Origin of the sequence: Kitasatospora setae KM-6054 (assembly GCF_000269985.1) — a bacterium.
Taxonomy (GTDB): domain Bacteria; phylum Actinomycetota; class Actinomycetes; order Streptomycetales; family Streptomycetaceae; genus Kitasatospora; species Kitasatospora setae.
Genome location: NC_016109.1, coordinates 3035442 through 3057166, shown reverse-complemented (window position 1 = coordinate 3057166; position 21725 = coordinate 3035442). Strand labels below are relative to the sequence as shown.

Sequence of the window (21725 nt, the reverse complement as noted above, 5' to 3'; positions counted from 1 at the left end):
GGGACGGGGCGGTGCGGGACGGGGCGGTGCGGTGCGGTGCGGTGCGGGCGGTGCGGGGCCCGGCCGGGTGGCGGCGGCCGGGTGGCGGGCGGCGGGCGGGCGGGTCAGACCCGGTCGGTGATCCGGACCACGGCCCCGGCCACGGTGAAGCCGACGCCGACGGCGAACAGCAGGACGTGGTCGCCGGGCTGGAGCTCGCCCTTCTCCCGCAGGTGGTCGAGTCCGGCGAACTGGTCGCCGGCGCCCAGGTGCCCGGTGTACCGGCCGAGGTCGGTCCAGAGGGTCTGCTCCTCGGTCAGGCCGAGGAGGTCGTGCAGCTCGGCCTGGCCGCCGCCGCGGTGCACGAACGGCAGCACGGCCCGGGTGATCTGGCCGAGTTCGAGCCCGGCCTCGGCCAGCACCTGGTCGCGGGTGCGCAGCACCAGGGCGATCCAGCGCTCGAACTCGCCGGCGGCCTCCGGCGTCGACGCGTGCGTGTCGAAGCGCCGCTCGATCGGCACGGGCTGTTCGGCGAGCGGCGCGTCGGCGAACGGGACGGTGCCGCGGTCCCAGGTCTCCAGGCCGTTGTCGGCGTTCTCGACGCTGGCGAGCAGCCGGGCGAAGCCGCCGTCGGCGGAGAGCACCAGGGCGGTGCCGCCGTCGCCCCAGATCGACTGGGTGTAGGAGTTCCAGCGGTCGATGGCGGGGGCGGCGAAGCGGTCGCCGGTGGTGAGCAGGGCGTGGTCGACGGTGCCGCAGTCGAGGTAGGCGGCGGCGAGGTGCAGCGCGGCCAGGCCGCCGGCCGAGCGCTGGTCCAGGGTCAGCGCGACGGCCTGCGGGCCGATCGACTGCTGCGAGACGTACGAGGCGGGTGCCCAGCAGTCCAGGCCCTGGAACCAGACGCAGGCGTGCAGGTGCAGGCCGATCGCGGCGGGGTCGACGCCGGAGCGGCCGACGGCCTGGCGGGCGGCGTGCACGGCCAGGTCGACGGGCGCCGCGCCGTCGGTGTCGATGGCGATGGACTCGTAGCCGAGGTCGCGGTGGCTCTCGCCGACCAGGCCGGCGCCGACGGCGGCGTCCAGCGGCCGGGCGGCGGGGATGCAGCGGCCGGTGCCGGCCAGGTACAGCTCTCTGCGGTAGCGCACGGGTTCTCTCCGGGGTCGTGGGCAGGTCACCAGGAGGGCACGTCGGTGATCTGGAAGACCGCGGCGGCGAAGTTGAAGCCGACGCCGCAGCCGTAGAGCAGGACGTGGTCGCCGGGGGAGACCAGCCGGTTGGTGATCAGGTAGTCGAGTCCGGCGAACGGGTCGCCGGCGCCGATGTGGCCGGTGTGCCGCCCGAGTTCGTTCCAGACGGTCTGCTCCTCGGTCAGGCCGACCAGGTCGTGCATCTCGGCCTGGCCGTCGCCGCGGTGCTGGAAGGGCATGGCGGCGCGGGCGATGTCCCCGATGGCCAGGCCGGCCTCGGCGAGCACCTCGTCCTTGAGCCGGATCATGCTCTCGACCCAGAGCTTCCCGTCGGAGGCCGCGTCGGGGTTGCTGAGCTGGTACTCGCCGCGCTCCCAGACCGGGACCGGCCACTGGGTGCCGGGGCGGTCCCGGAACTCCTGGTCGGCGCGGGTCCAGCCCTCCAGCTCGTTGAGGCCGAAGGCGGTGGTGGCGACCAGCCGGGCCGGGCCGGGGCGGGTGGTGAGCGCGGCGGCGGTGGCGCCGTCGCCGAAGATCAGCTGGCGCTGCATGTTCCAGCGGTCCAGCATCGGGGCGGTGAAGCGGTCGGCGGTGGTGATCAGCGCGGAGCTCGCGGCCCCGGAGGTCAGGTAGCCGGCGGTGAGCTGGAGGGCGCCGATCGCGGTCAGCGAGCGCTGGTCGATGGCGAAGGCGACGGCCTGGCTGCCGGAGGTGCGGGCGGCCACGTAGTTGGCGGACGACCACCAGTCCAGGCCCTGGAACCACAGGTGGGCGTGCAGGTGGAGGCCGTACTCCCCGGTGGGGATGCCGGCCCGTTCGACGGCCTGCCGCCCGGCCCGGACGGCCATCTCGGGGGCGGAGACGGAGCCGGGCTCCACGGTGACGGAGAGGTAGCCGAGGTTCTGGTTGGGCTCCTTGACCAGCCCCTGGGCGACGGCGTCGGCCACCGCGAAACGCTCCGGCAGCCAGACCCCGGTGCCCGCCAGGTAGACGTCTTGCCAGCGCATGCTCTCTCCTTCGTGCCAGTACCACCGCCATGAGTAGGGACAGTGTGGGGAGGAGCGCTGACCCGGGCCTGACCCGGCGTTGACGTGCCGCGGCCGGAGCCGCCGCAGCCGCCGGAGGAGCGTGCGGAGCCGTCGGAGGAGCGTGCGGAGAAGCCCGAACGCCCGCGGCCGGGGGATGCCGCGGGCGTTCGGGAGCGGTGGGTCAGCCCTGCTTCGCCGGCTTCGGCAGCAGCTGGACCGAGGCCGCGACCAGGACGCCGAGCAGGGCCAGCACCTCGGTGCTGACGGTGAAGGCGTGGATGAAGGAGGACGGCTTCAGGTCGGTGCCCAGCAGGTTGTAGAACAGGTTGCCGATGATGGCGACGCCCAGCGCGGTGCCGACCTGCACCGCGGTGGACAGCACCCCGGAGGCGGCGGCGGCGAACTGCGGCGGGATGCCGGAGAGCACCGTCGCGGACAGCGGGGCCATCACCATGCCCATGCCGAAGCCCGCCACCAGCAGCGCCGGGATGATCCAGCCGATGGCGCCGTCGGTGCCCAGGTCGTCGGCGATCAGTTCGAGCGCGCCGAGGCCGACCGCCAGCACCAGCGAGCCGACCGCGAGGGTCTGCCGGCCGAGCTTGGCGCCGATCTGCTTGGCCGCCATGGACGCCGCGAAGAACCCGGTGCCCAGCGGGATGAAGATCGCGCCGGACTGCAGCGCGCTCTGGGCCCGGCCCTGCTGCAGGTACAGCGCGAACACCAGGAAGAAGGTGGACATCACGGCGTAGAACAGCAGGGTGGTGACCAGGCCGACGGAGAACGCCCGCTGCCGGAACAGCCCCATGGTGATCAGCGGGGCGCCGCCGCGGGCGCCCAGCCGGGCCTGGTACCAGGCGAAGGCCGCGAGCAGGACGACGGAGACCGCCAGGCACTCCCAGGTCCAGGCGGGCCAGCCCTCCTCGCGGCCCTTGATCAGCGGCAGGATCACGCCGACCAGGCCGACGGTCACCAGCAGGGTGCCGAACAGGTCCAGCTTGGCGCTGCCGGTGCCCTTGGACTCCGGGACGAACCGGGGCGTCATGGCCAGCACCAGCACGCCGATCGGCACGTTGATCAGGAAGATCAGCCGCCAGCCCAGGCCCCACAGGTCGGCCCGGATCAGCACACCGCCGATGAGCTGGCCGAACACGCCGGCCAGGCCCATCGCGATGCCGTAGTAGCCGAAGGCCTTGGCGCGGGCGGGCCCGCTGAAGGCGACCGTCAGGATCGCCAGCACCTGCGGCATCATCAGGCCCGCGGACACGCCCTGGGCGACCCGGCCCGCGATCAGCTCGCCGGCGTTCGGCGCGATGCCGCAGACCCCGGAGGCCACGGTGAACAGGGCCAGGCCGATGGTGAACATCCGCCGCCGGCCCAGGATGTCGCCCAGGCGGCCCGCGGTGATCAGCACCGCGGCGACGGCCAGGCTGATGCCGGCCACCACGAACTGCACGGCGCCGGTGCCCGCGTGCAGCTTCTCCTGGATGGAGGGGATGGCCACGTTCACGATGAACATGTCCAGGGTGACCATGAACGTCGGTGCCAGGACCACCGGCAGGGTCAACCACTTCGGCTGGTCCGCCGCTGCGACGGGCGGCGGCGCCGCCGCCGTGGTCCTGGCGTCGGCTGTGTCGGTCATCGGTGAGACTCCTTAGTCGCGTGGATCGGCGCCGTGCTCGGCCGGGACACGCCCGGACAGGGGCGCACGGCACCGTTCTCGCATGGTCCCGGCCGCCCCTCGACCGGCTCTGGAGGATGACTCAAGCCGCCGCGCGGGCCAGTTCGCGCCGCAGGTGCCGCACCAGGTCACCGGTCACGGCCAGCGCGTGCTCGCGGTCGTCGATGTAGAAGTGGTCGCCGGTGAACTCGCTGTTGCCCAGGTAGCGGGGGGTGCGGCTGTCCCAGGACGCCATCGCGCCCGGGTCCATCAGCGGGTCGGACCGGCCCGAGTAGGCCACGACCGGGCTCTCGGTGCGCGCCTTGTCGTCCCGGTAGGTGGAGACCACGGCCAGGTCGGCCCGCAGCGCCGGGACGATCATCGTGAGCAGGTCCTGGTTCCCGTACACCTCCTCCGGGAACGAGCCCAGGGTGCGCATCCAGCCCACCAGCTCCGGCTCCGGCATCTGCGACTGCTCGTAGGTGACCTGGGAGAAGCCCTCCGGGGCCCAGCCCGAGACGCCGAGCAGCAGCGGCGCCGGCAGGCCGTCGCGCTGCAGCACCAGCGAGACCCGGTAGGCGAGCTGGGCGCCCAGGCAGTGGCCGAAGAACGCGTACGGGCGGTCGTCGAGGTCGTCGGCGATGGCCTCGGCGGTCGCCTCGACCAGCGGCTCGATCTCGGTGAACGCCTCCTCGGCGAGCCGCTTCTCCCGGCCCGGCAGGTTGACGATCTGGTGCGCCACGTCGTGCGGCAGGTACTCGTGCCAGTTGCGGTAGATGGTGCCGCCGCTGCCCGCGTGCGGGAACAGCATCAGCCGCACCGAGGTGTCCGGGCGGACCTCGGCGGGGAAGAGCCACTGGCCGGTGGTGGCCGGTGTCGACATGGGGTGTCTCCTTGGAGGTTCGGGACGGATCAGTCGGACCGCTCGGCCAGGGCCTGCGCGCGCACCGCGGGCAGCACCTGGTCGGCGAGCTCCTTCAGTTGCGGCCAGGGGTCGAGCGTCCCCAGCCGGATCACCAGGTGCCGGGCGCCCGCCCGGACGTACCCGGACAGCCACTCGGCGCAGTCCTCGGCGCGGCCGGCGCCGTACGCCTGGATGCCGCGCATCAGCTCCAGCGGGCGGCCGTAGTAGCCGCGCACGTACCCGTCCAGCTCGGCCTCGGCCGAGGCCCGGTCGGCCCCGAGGCCGACCGTCGCGTACAGGCCGGGCACCACCGCGTCGGCGGGGCGGCCGTACTCGGCGAGCTTGCCGCGGATGGTGTCCCAGGCCGCCCCGTACGCCTCGGCGGTGGGCAGGAACGGCAGCCAGCCGTCGTACTGGCGGGCGATCCGGGACAGCACCCGGGGGGTGTCGCTGCCGGCCAGCCAGACCCGGGGGCCGCCCGGGACGGCGGGCGGCGGCAGCCGGTCCAGCATCGAGGCGCTCAGGTGGCGGCCCTCGAACACCGGGCCGCCGTCCGACCAGGCCTGCTTCCACAGCCGGACGGTCTCGTCCAGCCGGCCCGCCCGGCCCGCGAAGGGCACCCCGACGGCCTCGAACTCGGCCTCGCTCTCCGGCATCGGGAAGCCCGCGCCGACACCCAGCTCCAGCCGGCCGCGCGCCGCGTGGTGCAGGCTGGAGACCAGGTTGGCGCCCAGCAGCGGGTGGCGCAGCGCGGCGGTCAGCGCGCCGGTGCCGACCGCCAGCCGCTCGGTCGCGCCGGACACGGCGGCCAGCACCACCACCGGGTCGAGCCGGGGGCGGGCGGTCAGCGAGTCGCCCGTCCACACCGCGTCGAAGCCCAACTCCTCGGCCTTGCTCGCCAGTTCCAGCACGGGACGGATGTCCCAGGAGCCGGTCATGGCCATCTCGCGGGTCGGCAGCAGCAGGCCGACGCGCAGCGGCTCGGTCATCGGAGGTCCCCTTCGGACAGGAGGGCGGCAGCGGTGGGAGCGGCGGGAGCGGCGGCCGCGGCGAGGTACCGCTCGCGCAGCACCCGGCGCAGGATCTTGCCGGTGGGGTTGCGCGGCACCGCGTCCACGAACTCCCAGCGGGTGGGCGTCTTGTAGTCGGCGAGCCGCCCCGACAGGTGCCGCAGCAGCTCGCGGGGCGTCACCGCCCGCCCCGGCCGGACCACCACGCACGCCAGCACGGCGTCGCCCCAGAGCTCGTCCGGCACGCCGAGCACGGCGCTCTCGGCGACCGCCGGGTGCCCGTCGAGCGCCTTCTCCACCTCGGCGGGGTAGATGTTCTGGCCCGCCGCGATGATGGTGTCGTTGATCCGGTCGCACAGGTACAGGTAGCCGTCCTCGGTGAGGTAGCCGGCGTCGCCCATCCGCAGCCACTCGCCGTCGATCGCGTCGGCGGTCGCCCCCGGCAGGCCCCAGTAGCCCAGCATCCGGGCCGGGGTGGACACGCAGACCCGGCCGATGGCGCCCGGCGGCAGCTCCTCGCCCGCGTCGTCGACGACCTTCAGCCGGTGCCCCGGGCAGGCCCGGCCCACCGAGCCCAGCACCGGGCTGCCGACCCAGTGGTCCTCCGGCGGCAGGCAGACCGCGACCGTGCCGGTCTCGGTCGCCGCGTAGATCTGCGCGAACTCGCAGTCCAGCAGCTCCAGGCAGCGGCCCAGCAGGGCGTCCGACATCGGCGCCGCCCCGTAGGCGACCTTGCGCAGCGAGCGGAACGCCGCCTTGGAGGCGCCGCGCTCCTCGATCATCATCTGCAGCATGGCCGGCGCCGCGAAGGTGGTGGTGACCCCGTGCTCGGCGATCAGCCGCACCGCCTCCTCGCTGACGAACATCCGCATCACCACGTTGGTGCCGCCCGCCGCGAAGCCGTGCATGAACCAGCCCATCCCGGCGATGGAGAACCCGGGCAGCGAGATCAGGTTGCGGTCGGTCGGCAGCCAGTCGATCCAGGCGACGCCCGCCCCGGCCATCGCCGCGGGCAGCGTGAAGAAGCTGCGGTGCGCCAGCACCACGCCCTTGGGCGCGCCGGTGGTGCCGGAGGTGTAGATCTGCAGCACCGCGTCGTCCGGGCCGCCCGCGGTGCCGGGCGGCGTGGCGGCGAAGCCCGCCGCCCAGGCCCGCTGCCCGCCCGACTCGCCCGGCGGGGCCAGCTCCACCACCTGGCGCAGCCCGGGCAGCAGCGGCCGCACCTTCTCCACCAGCTCCCCGAACGCGGGCTCGGCGAAGAGCAGTTCGGCCGCCGAGTCGCTCAGGATGTGCTCGGCCTCGCCGGCGGTCAGCCGCCAGTTCACCGGCACCAGCACGGTGCCCGCCTTCGCGCAGGCCAGCGCCAGCTCGTAGTAGTGCTCGGACTCCTTGCCCAGGTACGCCACCCGGGAGCCGGTGCCCAGCCCGGCGGCCAGGATCGCCCGCGCCGCCCGGCTGCTCTCCTCGTCGATCCGCCGGTAGTCGGTCACCCGGCCCTCGCAGAGCACCGCCGGGTGGCCGGGCCGCTCGGCGGCGTGCCGGGCGGCGGCCTCCGCCAGGGTCTGTGCGGTGCCCATCAGGACGCCTGCCTCTCGCTCGCGGGGGTGGCCGGGACCTCCGCGAGCTGCTGCGCGACGTGCGCGGCGAGCTTCGCGGCGGTCGGGTGGTCGAAGGCCAGCGACGGCGCCAACGGCACCAGGAACGCCGCCTCCAGACCGTTCTTCAGGTCGATCGCCACCAGGGAGTCCAGGCCGACCTGCACGAACTCGGTGTGCGCGCCGACGTCGTCCGGGTCCTCCAGGTGCAGGGCCCGCGCCACCAGGTGGCGGATGAACTCGGTCAGCGCCGGCACCCGCTCCCCGGCCGGCAGCGCCGCCACCGAGGCGGCGTCCAGCACCGGGGCGTCCGAGGCCCGCGCCGACACCAGCTCCGCGTACAGCGCGTTGACCACCGGCTTGGACGCCGAGAAGCGGTCCCAGTCGCACTCGCCGGCCACCAGCTGCACCGGACCCGGCCGCCCCAGCAGCGCCACGAACGCGTCCAGCGCCCGCTTCGGCGTGAAGTAGACGATCCCCTCCCGCTCCAGCGCCTTCACGTGCTGGGCGCTCAGCCGCGCCGACATGCCGATCTCCGACCACGGGCCCCAGTTGACGCCCAGCGCCGGCAGCCCGCGGGCGGAGCGCCAGTGCAGCAGCTGGTCCAGGAAGGCGTTCGCCGCCGCGTAGTTGGACTGCGAGGCGCCGCCGACCACCGAGGCCGCCGAGGAGTACGCGGAGAAGAACTCCACCTCCTCGAACTCGCCCGCCAGCTCGTGCAGCAGCCACGAGCCGTACACCTTCGCGCCGAACAGCAGGTCCAGCGACTCCCAGGTCTGCGCCGACACCGGGGCGTCCGCCAGGCCGCCCGCCGCGTGCACGATGCCGCCCAGCGGGAGGCCCAGCCCGCGGACCGCGTCCGCCAGCGCGGCGACGTCGGTGTCCGCGTCCAGCCGGCTCCGCAGCACCCGCACCCGCTCGGGCCCGCCGAGCCGCTCGTGCAGCGCCGCCAGCTCCGCGCCCTCCGGCACCCGCCGGCCCAGCAGCGCGACCAGGCCCGCGCCCTCCGCCAGCAGCCGCTCCGCGGTCGCCGTGCCGAGCGCGCCCAGACCACCCGTGACCAGGTACGCCCGGTCGCCGCGGACCGGCGAGGCCGCGCCCGGCACCGGCTCGCCGACCCCCGGCTCGGCCGGCCGCAGCCGCCGCACCAGCCGGCGCCCGCCCCGGTAGGCGACCTGGAAGTCGCCGCCGTCGGCGGCGCCCCACTCCCGGGCGGCCGCGCCCGGCTCGTCCTCGTCGACCAGGGTCACCCGCAGCATCGGCCGCTCGTTCAGCAGCACGTGCCCGAAGCCCCACAGGGTCGCCGCCGCCAGTCCGGAGCCGTCCCCGGGCCCGTCGCCCGGCAGCACCTGCGCCCCGGACGTGACCAGCCACAGCCGCACGCCGCGCGCGCCGTCCCGCTCCAGGCCGGCCAGCAGCTCCAGCAGCGCCGTGTAGTTCGCCTCGCACTCGGCCCGCAGCCGGGCCGCCGACGGCGCGCCCGTGCCGGGGCGCCAGTACCAGGCCAGGTCGGTGGCGTCCTCGGCGGCCACCAGCTTCAGCGCCTGCTCGCCGGTGTCGGCCGACAGCGCCCGCACCCCGTCCGGGAGCGACTCCGGCACCGGGGCGCCGAGCACCACCACCCGCCGCTCGACGGCCGGCCCGGCGGCGGCCGCCAGCTCCGCCCACACCGGGCGGTGCAGGAACGCGGCCGGCTCGCCGGCCTCCTCCGAGCCGGGGCCCGCGCCGTTCGGCAGCCAGTACCGGCGCCGGTCGAAGGCGTACCGGGGCAGCTCCACCCGGGGCAGCTCCCGGCCCCGGAACACGCCCGCCCAGTCCACCGGCTGCCCGGCGGCGTACATCTGGGACAGCGAGCGCAGGACGGTCAGGCCCTCGCCCTCCTTCGGGTGCAGGCTGCTCAGCCAGCGGTGCTCCCCGGCATCGACGCAGCCCTTCGCCAGCGAGGTCAGCGCCGTGGACGGCCCCACCTCGACGAAGACGTGCTTGCCGCGCCGCTCCACCGCGCGCATCCCCGCCTCGAAGGCGACCGGCTCGCCGATGTGCCGCACCCAGTACTCCGGGTCGGTCAGCTGCGCGGGCCGGGCCACCTTGCCGGTCAGGTTCGAGATCAGCGTCAACTGCGGCGCCCGGAAGACCACTCCGGCCAGCGCGGCGCGGAACTCGTCGAACACCTCGGCCATCAGCGGCGAGTGGAAGGCGTGCGAGACGCGCAGCGCCTTCGCCTCCAGGCCGCGCTCGCGCAGCCGCGCCACCACTTCGGCCAGCGACCGCTCCCCGCCCGAGATCACGCACTGGGTGGGGGAGTTGACCGCCGCCATCGCGAGGTCGTCGTACTCGGCCAGCAGCGGCGCCACCTCGGCGGCCGGGGCGGGCACCGCCGCCATGCCGCCGGGCGCCGTCACCGACTGCATCAGCCGGGAGCGGGCCTCCACCAGCACCACCGCGTCCCGCAGCGTGAACACCCCGGCGACGGCCGCGGCCACCACCTCGCCGATGCTGTGCCCGATCAGCGCGCTCGGCCGGGCGCCCCAGGACAGCCACAGCTTGGCCAGCGCGTACTCCAGGGTGAACAGCGCCGGCTGGGTGAACCGGGTGCGGTGGATCGCCTCCTGGTCCTCGCCCTCGCCCAGCAGCAGGTCCCGCACCGAGCGGCCCAGCAGCGGCGCGAACAGCTCCTCGCAGGCGTCCACCTGCTCCCGGAACACCGGGTGCCGCTCGTACAGCGGCCGGGCCATGCCCGGGTACTGCGAGCCCTGCCCGGTGAACAGGAACGCCGTCTTGCGCGGCTCCGGCACGTCCAGGGCGCGCCGGTCCAGCTGGGCCAGCGACTTGGCCAGCAGGGCGTCCAGCTCCGCGCGGGAGCCGACCGCGCCGGCGATCCGCAGCGGGTGGTGGGCCCGGCCGCTCGCCGCCGTCCAGGCCAGCTCGCCGATCCCGAGCTCCGGGCGCCCGGCCAGGAACTCCTGGTAGCGCTCCACCAGGGCCCGCAGCGAGCGCCGGTTCTTCGCCGACAGCGCGAACACCTCGGGGCGCTCCTCGGCCGGCCGCGCCGCGGCCTTCGCGCCCGGCGGCTCCTCCAGCACCACGGCGGCGATCGTGCCGCCGAAGCCGAACGAGTTCACCAGCGCCCGGCGGACGCCCGCCTCCCACGGCCGGTTCTCGGTCGGCACCGTCACCGGGTACCGGTCCCAGGGGATCCGGCCGGACGGCGTGCGGAAGTTCAGGTGCGGGAAGATCGTGCCGGCCCGCATCTGCAGCAGCGCCTTGATCACGCCGACCAGGCCCGCCACCGGCTCCATGTGGCCCAGGTTGGTCTTCACCGAGCCGACCGTCACCGGGTTCTCCCGGGTGTGCGACTCGGCGAACACGTCCGCGATGGCGCCCATCTCGATCGGGTCGCCCAGCGGCGTGCCGGTGCCGTGCGCCTCCACGTACTGCACGTCGGCCGGCCGCAGCGCCGCGCGGCGCAGCGCCGCCCGCATCACCTGCTCCTGCGCCGGGCCGTTGGGCACGGTCAGGCCCGCCGAGTCGCCGTCCTGGCCGACCGCCGAACCGCGCACCAGGCCGTACACGGTGTCGCCGTCCCGCTTGGCGTCCGAGTAGCGCTTGAGCACCAGCACCGCGCAGCCCTCGGCCCGCACGTAGCCGTCCGCCGACTCGTCGAAGGTCTTGCACTGCGCGTCCGGTGCCAGCATGTTCGCGTTGGAGAAGATCACCGGGATCCGCGGGTGGTGCAGCGCGTTGACGGCGCCCGCCAGCGCGATGTCGCACTCCTTGCGGCGCAGGCCCTCCACCGCGGCGTGCAGCGCCGTCAGCGAGGAGGCGCAGGCCGCGTCCAGCGACACGCACGGGCCGCGCCAGCCCAGGAAGTACGAGAGCCGGCCCGACAGCGGGAAGAAGGTGATGCCGGAGGCCAGGTGGCCGTCCAGGTCCGGGTAGTCGAGGGAGTCCAGCTCCAGCGCGTAGTCGATCGAGCTGGCGCCCACGAACACGCCGCCGTTGGAGCGGCGCAGCGGCGTCGGGTCGATGTTGCCGTGCTCCAGGGCCTCCCAGGCGGTCTCCAGCAGCAGCCGCTGCTGGGGATCCATGTACCGGGCCTCCTTGGGGGAGATGTTGAAGAAACCGGCGTCGAACAGGTCGATCCGGTCCAGGAAGCCGCCGCCGGCCGCGCGGATCCGGCCGGTCGCCTCCTCCTCGGACTCCCCGCCCCGGGCGGTGAACCGCTCCAGGTCGAAGCGGTCCTCCGGGAACGGCACGATGCCCGAACGGCCCTCGCGCAGGAACGCGGAGAACTCGTCGGGCGTGCCGCTGCCACCGGGGAAGCGCAGGCCGATGCCGACCACGGCCACCGGCTCGTACTTCTCCAGCATCAGGTCCCGGATGGTCTGCTGCTGCTCGCGCACGGTCTCCAGTGCGACCCGCAGCTGCTCGTCGGCCGCGGACGCGGCGGTCTCCGGCATGGGTTCCCCTCCCTCGTGACGGAACGTGCGGCTCAGGACTGGTACAGGTCGCGCAGCAGGTGGTCGACCAGCGCCCGCTCGCCGTCCGGCTCGGCCGTGACGGGGGCGGGGGCGGCGGGCGCCTCCTCCCGGGGGAGCACCAGCTCCGCCAGGTAGGCGACCAGGTGGGCGACCGTCGGCTCGTTGAACAGCGTGTTGGCGCTGATCGCGCAGTCCAGGCGCCGCTCCAGCCGCTGCTTCAGCTCGGTCAGCCGCAGCGAGGTCATTCCCAGGTCGAAGAAGCTGCGCTCCAGCGGCAGCTCCTCACCGGGTTCGAGCAGCAGGCTCGCCCGGAACTCGTCCACCACCAGCTCGCGGAGCCGCTCCAGACGCTCCGGTTCCGGCAGGGCCAGCATCGCCTCCACGGCGGCGGGCGCACTCATCACGGGACTCCATCTTCTCGCGGGCGGGTCGGCACCCATGCCACCAAACCCCGCTGACCCTCCCCTGACACCCCGCTGACCTGCCCCGCGGCCACCTCCAGCGGAGGTCCACCGCCACTCGACCGCCCCGGGGAAGACTTCGACGCGGCACTGCCCGACAACGGGCGGTCGACGCCTCCGGGCTGCCCGTCTTTATGTAAGGAGTAACGGCAATGAGTGATCTCAACGACGTGGTGACGCGTTACCTGTCCATCTGGAACGAGGCGGACGCCGAAGCGCGCGCGGCCGCGATCGCCGACCTCTTCGCCGCCGATGCCACCTACACCGACCCGCTGGCGGACGTCGAGGGCCACGCCGGTGTCGCGGCCCTGATCACCGGCGCCCGCGAGCAGTTCCAGGGCCTGGACTTCAAGCTGTACGGGACCGTCGACGCGCACCACCACATCGCGCGCTTCCAGTGGGAGCTCGTCCCGGCCGGCGCCACCGAGAACGTCGCCATCGGCTTCGACGTGATCGCGCTGGACGGCTCGGCCCGGATCAAGAGCGTCCAGGGCTTCCTGGACAAGGTCCCCGCCGGGGCCTGACCGGGAACGCCGGTCGGAACGCCGAAGGCCCCCTCGCGCGGAGCGAGGGGGCCTTCGGACTGTCGGTGCGCCGCCAGGGACTCGAACCCCGGACCCGCTGATTAAGAGTCAGCTGCTCTAACCAACTGAGCTAGCGGCGCCTGCTGACCCGGAGAACACTACCTGGTCAGCGGCCGGAACACACAATCGGCCCGGACCCGCCCCGACGTATGCTGAGCTCGGCGCACCCCGCACCTGCCGAGAGGAACCACCGTGGGCCAGCTGACCCTGCTCTTCCTGGTCCTGCTCGCCTCGGTGGTCACGATGCCGCTGGCCCGGCGGACCAGGATCCCGCAGCCGGTACTGATGACCATGGTGGGTCTGGTCTTCGCGGTCGTCCCGCAGATCCCCAACGTGCAGATCAACCCCGAGTTCATCCTGCCGCTGGTGCTGCCCCCGCTGATCTTCGCGGTGGCCCGGCGCTCCTCGGTGCGGTACTTCAAGGCCAACATCCGCTCCATCCTGCTGCTGGCCGTCGCCCTGGTGGTGGTCACCACCACCGCCGTGGCCGGGGTGTTCAGCTGGCTGGTGCCCGCCGCGCCGCTGGCCGCCGCGGTCGCGCTGGGCGCGCTGGTCTCGCCGCCCGACCCGGTCGCCGCCGTCGCGGTGGCCGGCGAGGTCGGCCTGCCGCGCCGGCTGACCGCGGTGCTGGAGAGCGAGGGCCTGTTCAACGACGTCACCGCGATCGTCATCTACTCGCTGGCCGTCGAGGCCGTCGTCGACGGCGACCTGTCGGTGGGCCGGGCGGTGGAGCGCTTCCTGCTCTCCGCGGTGGTCGCGGTCGCCGTCGGGGTCGGGCTCGGCTGGCTGAACGCGAAGATCGCCGGCTTCCTGGAGGACCCCACCCAGCAGGTCGCGCTCAACCTGCTCGTCCCGTTCGCCGCCTACACGCTCGCCGAGGAGGCGCACGGCTCCGGCGTGCTGGCCGTCGTGGTCTGCGCGCTCTACCTCGCCGACCGGGCCTCGGACGCCGACGAGGTCTCCTACCGGCTGGTCGGCAACGCCTTCTGGGAGATCGTCGAGACCCTGATCACCGGCGTCGCGTTCGGCCTGATCGGCCTGGAGCTGTCCACCGTCCTGCAGGACGTCAAGGACACCTGGCACACCATGATCGGCGACACCGCGATCGTCATCGGCGTCGTCGTGCTGCTGCGCCTGCTCTGGCTGCTGCCCGCCGCCTGGATCTCCAAGCGGGTCACCCACGGCGAGGAGGACACCCCGATCAGCTGGCGGGAGACCGTCGTCCTGTGGTGGTCCGGCATGCGCGGCGTCGCCACCGTCGCCCTCGCCCTCGGCATCCCGCTCGCGATGCGCGACGGGCTGGCCTTCCCGGCCCGCAGCGAGATCGTCTTCATCGCCTTCAGCGTCGTCCTGTTCACCCTGGTGGTCCAGGGCCTGACCCTGCCGTACGTGGTCAAGCTGCTCGGCCTGGACAGCGACCACGACGCGCACGAGCAGGCCGTCCGCGAACTCTGGTGGCGCGCCGCGAAGGCCGGACTGCACCGGCTCGCCGAACTGGAGGAGGAGGACCAGCTCCCCGCCGAGCTCACCGAGCGGCTGCGCGAGCGCCAGCACGACCGGCTCGCCCGGCTCTGCCCCGAGAAGTACGAGGAGGAGGAGGCGCTGGAGGCCAAGCGCCGCGGCAAGCAGTGGCGGCAGGCGTTCGCCGTCGAGCAGGAGATGATCGCCGCCTCCCGGCGCGAGGTGCTCGCCGCCCGCGGCGAGGCCGGCGCCGACCCCGAGGTCGCCGACCGCGTGCTGCGCGCACTCGACCTCCAGTCGGCGCGGAAGTGACGGACCGTCGACCACCCGGGGCGGCGCCCGTGGTGCCGCCCGGACCGGCCGCCCGCAGGGCATAGGGTTGGCGGCGGGCAAGGCCGTCGACGGAGCCGGCACACGCACACGTACCCGCCCGGACCAGCGCGACCCTCCCGCCGGAACCAGCCGGTATCTGCACCCCGTATGACGCTAGGAGCAACCGATGTCGGACACCCCCGCCAACGGCCGGACCCCGTTGGACCGCACCCCGCAGTGGGCCGCACTGGGGAAGCACCGGGCCGAACTCGACGGACAGCACCTGCGCGGGCTGTTCGCCGCCGACCCCGACCGCGGCACCCGATACACCCTGCGGGTCGGCGACCTGTACGTCGACTACTCGAAGAACCTGGTCACCGACCGCACCCTCGACCTGCTGCGCGACCTCGCCGCCGCGACCGGCGTCGCCGAGCTGCGCGACGCCATGTTCCGCGGCGAGAAGATCAACACCACCGAGGACCGCGCCGTCCTGCACACCGCGCTGCGCGCCCCGCGCGGCGCCGTCGTCGAGGTCGACGGCGAGAACGTGGTGCCCGCCGTGCACGCCGTCCTCGACAGGATGGCCGCCTTCTCCGACCGGATCCGCTCCGGCGAGTGGACCGGCCACACCGGCAAGCGGATCCGCAACGTCGTCAACATCGGCATCGGCGGCTCCGACCTCGGCCCCGCGATGGCCTACGAGGTGCTGCGCTCCTACACCGACCGCGACCTGACGGTCCGTTTCGTCTCCAACGTCGACGGCGCCGACCTGCACGAGGCCGTCCGCGACCTGGACGCCGCCGAGACGCTGTTCATCGTCGCCTCCAAGACCTTCACCACCATCGAGACCGTCACCAACGCGGTCGTCGCCCGCGGCTGGCTGCTGGACCGGCTCGGCGCCGGGAACGAGGCCGTCGCCAAGCACTTCGTCGCGCTCTCCACCAACGCGCGGGGCGTCGCCGACTTCGGCATCGACACCGCCAACATGTTCGAGTTCTGGGACTGGGTGGGCGGCCGCTACTCCTACGACTCCGCGATCGGCCTCTCGCTGATGATCGCGATCGGCCCCGAGCGCTTCCGCGAGATGCTGGACGGCTTCCACCTCGTCGACGAGCACTTCCGCACCGCCCCCGCCGAGCAGAACGTGCCGCTGCTGCTCGGCCTGCTCGGCGTCTGGTACGGCGCGTTCTTCGACGCCCAGGCGCACGCCGTGCTCCCGTACTCGCACTACCTGTCGAAGTTCACCGCGTACCTCCAGCAGCTCGACATGGAGTCCAACGGCAAGTCCGTCGACCGGGCGGGCAACCCCGTCGACTGGCAGACCGGCCCGGTCGTCTGGGGCACCCCCGGCACCAACGGCCAGCACGCCTACTACCAACTGCTGCACCAGGGCACCAAGCTGATCCCCGCCGACTTCCTCGGCTTCGCCCGGCCGGTCGCCGACCTGCCGGACGCCCTGGTCGCCCAGCACGACCTGCTGATGGCCAACTTCTTCGCCCAGACCCAGGCGCTGGCCTTCGGCAAGACCGCCGAGGAGGTCGCCGCCGAGGGCGTGCCCGCCGAGCTCGTCCCGCACAAGACCTTCCGCGGCAACCACCCCACCACCACCGTCCTGGCCGGCGAGCTCACCCCGCACGTCCTCGGCCAGCTGGTCGCCCTCTACGAGCACAAGGTGTTCGTCCAGGGCGCGGTCTGGAACATCGACTCCTTCGACCAGTGGGGCGTCGAACTCGGCAAGGTCCTCGCCAAGAAGATCGAGCCGGTCCTGCTCACCGGCGAGGGCACCGACGCCCTCGACGCCTCCACCGCCCACCTGGTCGGCCGCTACCGCGAGCTGCGCGGCCGCGAGTAAGCCGCCCCCGGAGCGGGGGCCACCGGCGCGGACCGCCGCCGGTGGCCCCCGCTCCCCGTTTCCGGCCCGACCCGGCTCAGCCGACCCGGGCCAGCAGCGAGTCGGCGTGCGCGGTGACCAGCCCGCGGGCGCGGGACGGGTCGGCGGCGGCCAGCGCGCGGGCCAGCTCCAGGTGCTCGGCGTGGTCGCGGTCCGCGCGGTCGGGGGTCGCGGTGGCGGCGGCGGAGACCCGGGTCTGGTAGTCCCACAGGGTCTCGTAGAGCGAGGTCAGGACGGGGTTGCCGGCCGCCCGCAGCAGGGTGAGGTGGAAGTGCCGGCCGGCCTCGACCGGGTGCGGGTCGCGGTGCTCGCAGGCGGCCAGCAGCTCCGCTCCGGCGGCGGCCAGCGCGGCCGGGCCGCGGGCCGCCAGGGTGTCGATCGCGGCGCGCTCGAACAGCACCCGGGCGGCCAGCACGTCGCGCGCCTCGCCCGGGGCGACCGGGACGACCAGGGCGCCGCGCTTGGGGTACAGGTGCAGGAAGCCCTCGGCGCGCAGACGCAGGAACGCCTCCCGGACCGGCGTCCGGGACAGGCCCAGCTCGGCGGCGACGAGGCCCTCGGAGAGCAGCGTGCCACCGGGCCAGCGGCCGTCCAGCAGACGGCTGCGGACGTGCTGGTAGGCCCGGTCGGCGGTGGGCAGGGGATCGGTCGTCACCAGGGCATTCTGCCACGCGCCGGTGCCTTGCATCCAAGCTTGCATCTATGATGCGGGCATGCCTCCGAACCCGCCGCGCGCCCGCACCGCCCTGTTCGTGACCTGCCTGAACGACGCGCTCTTCCCCGCCACCGGCCGCGCCACCGTCACCCTGCTGCGCCGCCTCGGCGTCGAGGTGGACTTCCCCGCCGCGCAGAGCTGCTGCGGCCAGATGCACTTCAACACCGGCTACCGCGAGGAGACCGCGAAGCTCGCCCGGCACTTCGTCGACACCTTCGCCGACTACGAGGAGATCGTCGTCCCGTCCGCCTCCTGCGCCGGGATGCCCGCCGAGGCGTACCCGCTCGCCGCCCGGGCGGCCGGGGATCCCGGGCTGGCCCGGGCGGTCGCCGAACTCGCCCCCAGGGTCGTCGAGTTGACCCAGTACCTGACCGACCGGCTGGGCGTCGAGGAGGTCGGCGCGTACTTCCCGCACCGGGTCGCCTACCACCCCACCTGCCACAGCCTGCGGGCCACCGGGCTGGGCGACCGGCCGCACCGGCTGCTGCGCGCCGTCCGCGGCCTCGACCACGTCGACCTGCCCGCCGCCGAGGAGTGCTGCGGCTTCGGCGGCACCTTCGCGCTGAAGAACCCCGCGGTCTCCGGCGCGATGAACGGCGACAAGGCCCGGCACGTCCTGGAGACCGGCGCGTCCGTGCTGGCCGCCGTCGACAACTCCTGCCTGATGAACATCGGCGGCCGGCTCACCCGGGACGGCCATCCCGTCCGCACCCTGCACCTCGCCGAGATCCTGGCCCGCACCGAACAGGACGGGCCGCTGCCCGGCGTCCCCGTCGCGGAGGCCGCCCGATGACCAGGTCGTTCCTGGGCTGGCCCGCCTTCCCCGAGGCCGCCGCCCGCGAGGTCGGCAACCGGCAACTGCGCGAGAACGTCCGCCGCGCCACCCGCACCATCCGCGGCAAGCGGGCCGTGCTCGCCGCCGAACGCCCCGACTGGGAACAGCTGCGCGACAGCGCCGCCGCGATCAAGGACCGGGTGCTGGCCGGCCTGGAGGAACACCTGCTCCGGGTCGAGGAGAAGGTCACCGCCGCCGGCGGCACCGTCCACTGGGCCCGGGACGCCGCCGAGGCCAACCGGATCGTCACCGACCTCGTCCGAGCCACCGGCGAACGCGAGATCGTCAAGGTCAAGTCGATGCTCACCGAGGAGATCGGCCTCGACGCCGCCCTCGAAGCCGCCGGGATCAGCGCCCGCGAGACCGACCTCGCCGCCGCCATCGTCCAACTCGGCGACGACCTGCCCTCGCACGTCGTCGTCCCCGCGCTGCACCGCAACCGCGCCGAGATCCGCGAGATCTTCGCCCGCGAGATGGGCCGGCACGGCCGCCCCGCCCCCGACGGGCTCACCGACGACCCCGCCGAACTCGCCGAAGCCGCCCGGCTGCACCTGCGGGAGAAGTTCCTCGGCGCCAAGGTCGCCGTCTCCGGCGCCAACTTCGTGGTCGCCGAGACCGGCACCCTGGTCGTCGTCGAGTCCGAGGGCAACGGCCGGATGTGCCTCACCCTCGCCGACACCCTGATCTCCGTCGTCGGCATCGAGAAGACCGTCCCCACCTGGGCCGACCTCGAAGTCTTCCTGCAACTGCTGGCCCGCAACGCCACCGGCGAGCGGATGGCCCCCTACACCAGCACCTGGACCGGCACCGTCGACGGCGACGGCCCGCGCGCCTTCCACCTCGTCCTGGTCGACAACGGCCGCACCCGCGCCCTCGCCGACCCGGTCGGCCGACAGGCCCTGCGCTGCATCCGCTGCGGCGCCTGCATGAACACCTGCCCCGTCTACGAGCGCACCGGCGGCCACGCCTACGGCTCGGTCTACCCCGGGCCGATCGGCGCGATCCTCAACCCGCTGCTGCGCGGACCCGACGACCCGCAGACCGCCTCGCTGCCGTACGCCTCCACGCTGTGCGGTGCCTGCAACGAGGTCTGCCCGGTCCGGATCCGGTTCACCGACGTGCTGCTCGACCTGCGCGCCCAGGTCGCCGACGGCGGGAAGCACCCCGTCGAACGGGCCGCGCTGAACACCGTCGGCGCCGTGATGGAACGCCCCGCGCTCTGGAAGGCCGCCGTCAAGGCCGCCGGACTGGTCGGGCCGCTGCTGCCCGCCCGCACCCCGCTGCCCGGCTGGACCGACAACCGGGCGCTGCCCGACATCCCCGGCGAGTCCTTCCGCCGCTGGTGGAAACGGAACGAAGGAGACCGCGCATGACCAGCGCCGCCCGCGACGAGATCCTCCGCCGGATCCGCGCCGCCGCCGTCCCGCCCGCCCCCGAACCGCCCCGCGACTACCTCCGGCACGCCCCCGGCGTCCCCGACCAGGACCGCCCCGCCGTCCTCGACCTGTTCGCCGCCCGGCTGGCCGAGTACGGCGCCCGGGTGCTGCGCGCCGACACCCCCGGACCCGCCGTCGCCCGCGCCCTCACCGACGAGGGCGCCCGCAGCCTGGTCGTCCCCGCCGGCACCCCCGCCGACTGGCTCACCGACTGGACCGGCGAACTCCGCACCGACCGGCCGCCGCTCGACCACGCCGCGCTCGACGCCACCGACGCCGTCCTGACCGGCTGCGCCGCCGCCGTCGCCGACTCCGGCACCCTCGTCCTGGACGGCGGACCCGCCCAGGGCCGCCGCGCCGCCACCCTGCTGCCCGACCTGCACGTCTGCGTGGTCCGCGCCGAGCAGGTCCGCTCCGCGCTGCCCGGCGCGCTCGGCCGGCTCGACCCCGCCCGGCCGCTCACCTTCGTCAGCGGGCCGTCCGCCACCGCCGACATCGAGATGATCCGGGTCAGCGGCGTGCACGGGCCGCGCCGACTGGCGGTGGTCCTGCTCGGCTAACCGCTCGTGGGGCCGGGGGAGGCGGTGACCGCCGGACGCGGCGCCGGGCCGTGCCGCGCCGTGTACACCAGGCCGAAGCCCAGGCCGAGCGCCAGCGCCACCGCGCCCGTCCAGGCCAGCGCGCGCCGCAGCCGCCGTCCGCGGCGCTCCCGCCGGTGCGCGCGCAGCGCCGCCGCCTCGGCCTCGGCGAGCTCCGCGTCGAGCCAGGCGGCCCAGTCGGCGTGCAGCTCGTCGGAGGCCATGGCCCCGGACATTAGCAGCCCTTTACACACGCCCCGGGGCGTCCGGGGGCGCTCAGACAACGCGAAAGGCCCCCCGGTGAAGGGGGGCCTTTCGCTGTCGGTGCGCCGCCAGGGACTCGAACCCCGGACCCGCTGATTAAGAGTCAGCTGCTCTAACCAACTGAGCTAGCGGCGCCTGCTGACGTGGAAGACTCTAGCAGCGGCCGGGGCCGGACCCCAAATCGATTGCCGCCCCGCGCCCACCTCGCGCCCATCCCGCGCCCACCCGGACGGCACCCCCCGTTCAGCGCGCGTTCGACAGCGGGGCGTCGGCCTCCCGGCTCCGGCCCCGGGCCGCCCGGACGCACGCCCACAGCACCACCGAGGCGCCCGGCAGCCACGGCTCGCTGGTGTCCGGCGCGACGATCCAGCGGCTGGACGAGGACTCCGGCTCGTCGATCGGGCGCTGCACCGGCGGCACCGTGATCGCGTCCCCCGGGCCGTGGCACAGCAGCGGCGGCACGTCCCGGGCCCACTCCTCCCAGGCCAGCAGCGTCCGCAGCCGGGCCGCCGTCCCCGGCTGGGTGAACAGCAGCGTCCGCCCCCGGTAGGTCGCCACCGGGCCGCAGCCCGGGCCCGAGGCCCACAGCTCGTCCAGCACCCGGCGGCCGAACACCGCCGGCAGGCTGATCACGTCGAACACCCGGCCGCACGGGAGCACCGCCGGCGCCCACGGCCGGGCCTCCCACAGGGCGCGCATGCTGCTCGGGTACTCGCTGGCGGAGGCGAGCCACGCCTCCCCGGCGACGCTGACGTACTCCACGGATTGATAGGTCCAGATGTCCACCCGGCAAGGGTGGACCGGCGGCGGGGCGAGGAGAACGGAAAACGACGTTCGCCGGACAGCCCGGGGTACGGGGGCGTACCATCGCCCGCCGCATATGCCACTGGCCTGCCGGGGCCCTCCGGCCGGCCTGCTCCCCGGGCCTACTCCTCCGGGCCCCGGCGCTGGAGCGAGCGGCCGTACTCGACCATCTTCGCCGCGTAGTCCGGCGTCCAGTCCGCCCGCGCGGCGATCTGCTCCGACGAGAGCGCGTCGAACCGGCGCGGATCCGCGAGCTGGGCCGCCGCCAGCGCCTGGAAGTCCGTCGCCCGCTCCGCCGCGGCCCGGAACGCCAGGGCCAACTCGGTCGAACGCGACAGCAGTTCGGACGGATCGTCGATCGACTCCAGGTCGAAGAACCGCTCGGGCTCCGGCTCCGCCCCGGCCGGCTCGAAGATCAACTCGACCGGCCGGATCCGTCGGGCCGGGCCCGGCACCGAGGGAACGACCGCCGGAGTCGGCGAACCGCCCTGGTCGGACGCCTGCGGATGCGAGTCGGGCATGACGGGGCACCTCCGGGGGTGA

18 protein-coding genes and 2 tRNA genes are annotated in these 21725 nt (G+C 74.4%); 6 read left to right on the top strand and 14 right to left on the bottom strand.

What is annotated here, in order from left to right:
* Positions 1-104 precede the first annotated feature (104 nt).
* From KSE_RS13420 to KSE_RS13385, 8 genes are all read right to left on the bottom strand, one after another.
* Positions 105-1124: a ketoacyl-ACP synthase III family protein gene (locus KSE_RS13420; protein WP_014135852.1), complete on the bottom strand. Its 1020-nt coding sequence runs from the start codon at positions 1122-1124 to the stop codon at positions 105-107.
* A 26-nt stretch (positions 1125-1150) separates the two neighbouring features.
* Positions 1151-2173: a ketoacyl-ACP synthase III family protein gene (locus tag KSE_RS13415; RefSeq protein WP_014135851.1), complete on the bottom strand. Its 1023-nt coding sequence runs from the start codon at positions 2171-2173 to the stop codon at positions 1151-1153.
* Positions 2174-2375: 202 nt separating this feature from the next.
* Entirely contained in the window at positions 2376-3833 is a 1458-nt protein-coding gene (locus KSE_RS13410; protein WP_014135850.1) for an MFS transporter, read from the bottom strand.
* A 121-nt stretch (positions 3834-3954) separates the two neighbouring features.
* Positions 3955-4734: a thioesterase II family protein gene (locus KSE_RS13405; protein WP_014135849.1), complete on the bottom strand. Its 780-nt coding sequence runs from the start codon at positions 4732-4734 to the stop codon at positions 3955-3957.
* A 29-nt stretch (positions 4735-4763) separates the two neighbouring features.
* Positions 4764-5744, bottom strand: a complete 981-nt coding sequence (locus KSE_RS13400) for an LLM class flavin-dependent oxidoreductase (protein ID WP_014135848.1) — start codon at positions 5742-5744, stop codon at positions 4764-4766.
* Positions 5741-7342, bottom strand: coding sequence for a long-chain-fatty-acid--CoA ligase (locus tag KSE_RS13395; protein WP_014135847.1), 1602 nt, complete (start codon positions 7340-7342; stop codon positions 5741-5743). The genes KSE_RS13400 and KSE_RS13395 overlap by 4 nt, the downstream gene beginning before the upstream one ends.
* Positions 7342-11820, bottom strand: a complete 4479-nt coding sequence (locus KSE_RS13390) for a type I polyketide synthase (protein WP_014135846.1) — start codon at positions 11818-11820, stop codon at positions 7342-7344. Before KSE_RS13390 ends, KSE_RS13395 begins: the two co-directional genes overlap by 1 nt.
* A gap of 32 nt (positions 11821-11852) precedes the next feature.
* Complete coding sequence (locus KSE_RS13385; RefSeq protein WP_197540711.1) at positions 11853-12242, bottom strand: acyl carrier protein; 390 nt, start codon at positions 12240-12242, stop codon at positions 11853-11855.
* 212 nt (positions 12243-12454) lie between these two features.
* Between KSE_RS13385 and KSE_RS13380 the strand changes: the two genes are divergently transcribed.
* On the top strand, positions 12455-12826 hold the full coding sequence (locus tag KSE_RS13380; protein ID WP_014135844.1) for a nuclear transport factor 2 family protein: 372 nt from the start codon (positions 12455-12457) through the stop codon (positions 12824-12826).
* A gap of 66 nt (positions 12827-12892) precedes the next feature.
* Here KSE_RS13380 and KSE_RS13375 read toward each other — a convergent pair.
* A tRNA-Lys gene (locus KSE_RS13375) sits at positions 12893-12966 on the bottom strand.
* A gap of 112 nt (positions 12967-13078) precedes the next feature.
* Here KSE_RS13375 and KSE_RS13370 point away from each other — a divergent pair.
* Both KSE_RS13370 and pgi read left to right on the top strand, forming a co-directional pair.
* On the top strand, positions 13079-14659 hold the full coding sequence (locus tag KSE_RS13370) for a Na+/H+ antiporter (protein WP_014135843.1): 1581 nt from the start codon (positions 13079-13081) through the stop codon (positions 14657-14659).
* A gap of 187 nt (positions 14660-14846) precedes the next feature.
* Positions 14847-16511 carry a glucose-6-phosphate isomerase gene (gene pgi, locus KSE_RS13365; RefSeq protein ID WP_014135842.1) on the top strand — a complete coding sequence of 555 codons (1665 nt, stop codon included), beginning with the start codon at positions 14847-14849 and terminating at the stop codon, positions 16509-16511.
* A gap of 76 nt (positions 16512-16587) precedes the next feature.
* Here pgi and KSE_RS13360 read toward each other — a convergent pair whose 3' ends face one another.
* On the bottom strand, positions 16588-17205 hold the full coding sequence (locus tag KSE_RS13360; protein ID WP_231873164.1) for a GntR family transcriptional regulator: 618 nt from the start codon (positions 17203-17205) through the stop codon (positions 16588-16590).
* A 58-nt stretch (positions 17206-17263) separates the two neighbouring features.
* On the opposite strand from KSE_RS13360, the gene KSE_RS13355 reads away from it, so the two are divergent.
* Genes KSE_RS13355 through KSE_RS13345 form a run of 3 tightly spaced genes read left to right on the top strand, consistent with a single transcriptional unit; the run spans position 17264 to position 20096 of the window.
* A complete protein-coding gene (locus KSE_RS13355) occupies positions 17264-18058 on the top strand; it encodes a (Fe-S)-binding protein (RefSeq protein WP_014135840.1) in 795 nt (264 codons plus the stop codon).
* Positions 18055-19473, top strand: coding sequence for a lactate utilization protein B (locus KSE_RS13350; protein WP_014135839.1), 1419 nt, complete (start codon positions 18055-18057; stop codon positions 19471-19473). Before KSE_RS13355 ends, KSE_RS13350 begins: the two co-directional genes overlap by 4 nt.
* Entirely contained in the window at positions 19470-20096 is a 627-nt protein-coding gene (locus tag KSE_RS13345; protein ID WP_014135838.1) for a LutC/YkgG family protein, read from the top strand. The genes KSE_RS13350 and KSE_RS13345 overlap by 4 nt, the downstream gene beginning before the upstream one ends.
* Here KSE_RS13345 and KSE_RS13340 read toward each other — a convergent pair.
* The 4 genes from KSE_RS13340 to KSE_RS13325 form a co-directional block, all read right to left on the bottom strand.
* On the bottom strand, positions 20093-20338 hold the full coding sequence (locus tag KSE_RS13340; RefSeq protein WP_148283095.1) for a hypothetical protein: 246 nt from the start codon (positions 20336-20338) through the stop codon (positions 20093-20095). The genes KSE_RS13345 and KSE_RS13340 overlap by 4 nt on opposite strands.
* Before the next feature lie 101 nt (positions 20339-20439).
* Positions 20440-20513, bottom strand: a tRNA-Lys gene (locus tag KSE_RS13335).
* A 108-nt stretch (positions 20514-20621) separates the two neighbouring features.
* Positions 20622-21164 (bottom strand): bifunctional DNA primase/polymerase, encoded by a 543-nt coding sequence (locus KSE_RS13330; RefSeq protein WP_014135836.1) that lies wholly within the window; start codon positions 21162-21164, stop codon positions 20622-20624.
* 140 nt (positions 21165-21304) lie between these two features.
* Positions 21305-21703, bottom strand: coding sequence for a hypothetical protein (locus KSE_RS13325; RefSeq protein ID WP_014135835.1), 399 nt, complete (start codon positions 21701-21703; stop codon positions 21305-21307).
* Between the last annotated feature and the right edge of the window lie 22 nt (positions 21704-21725).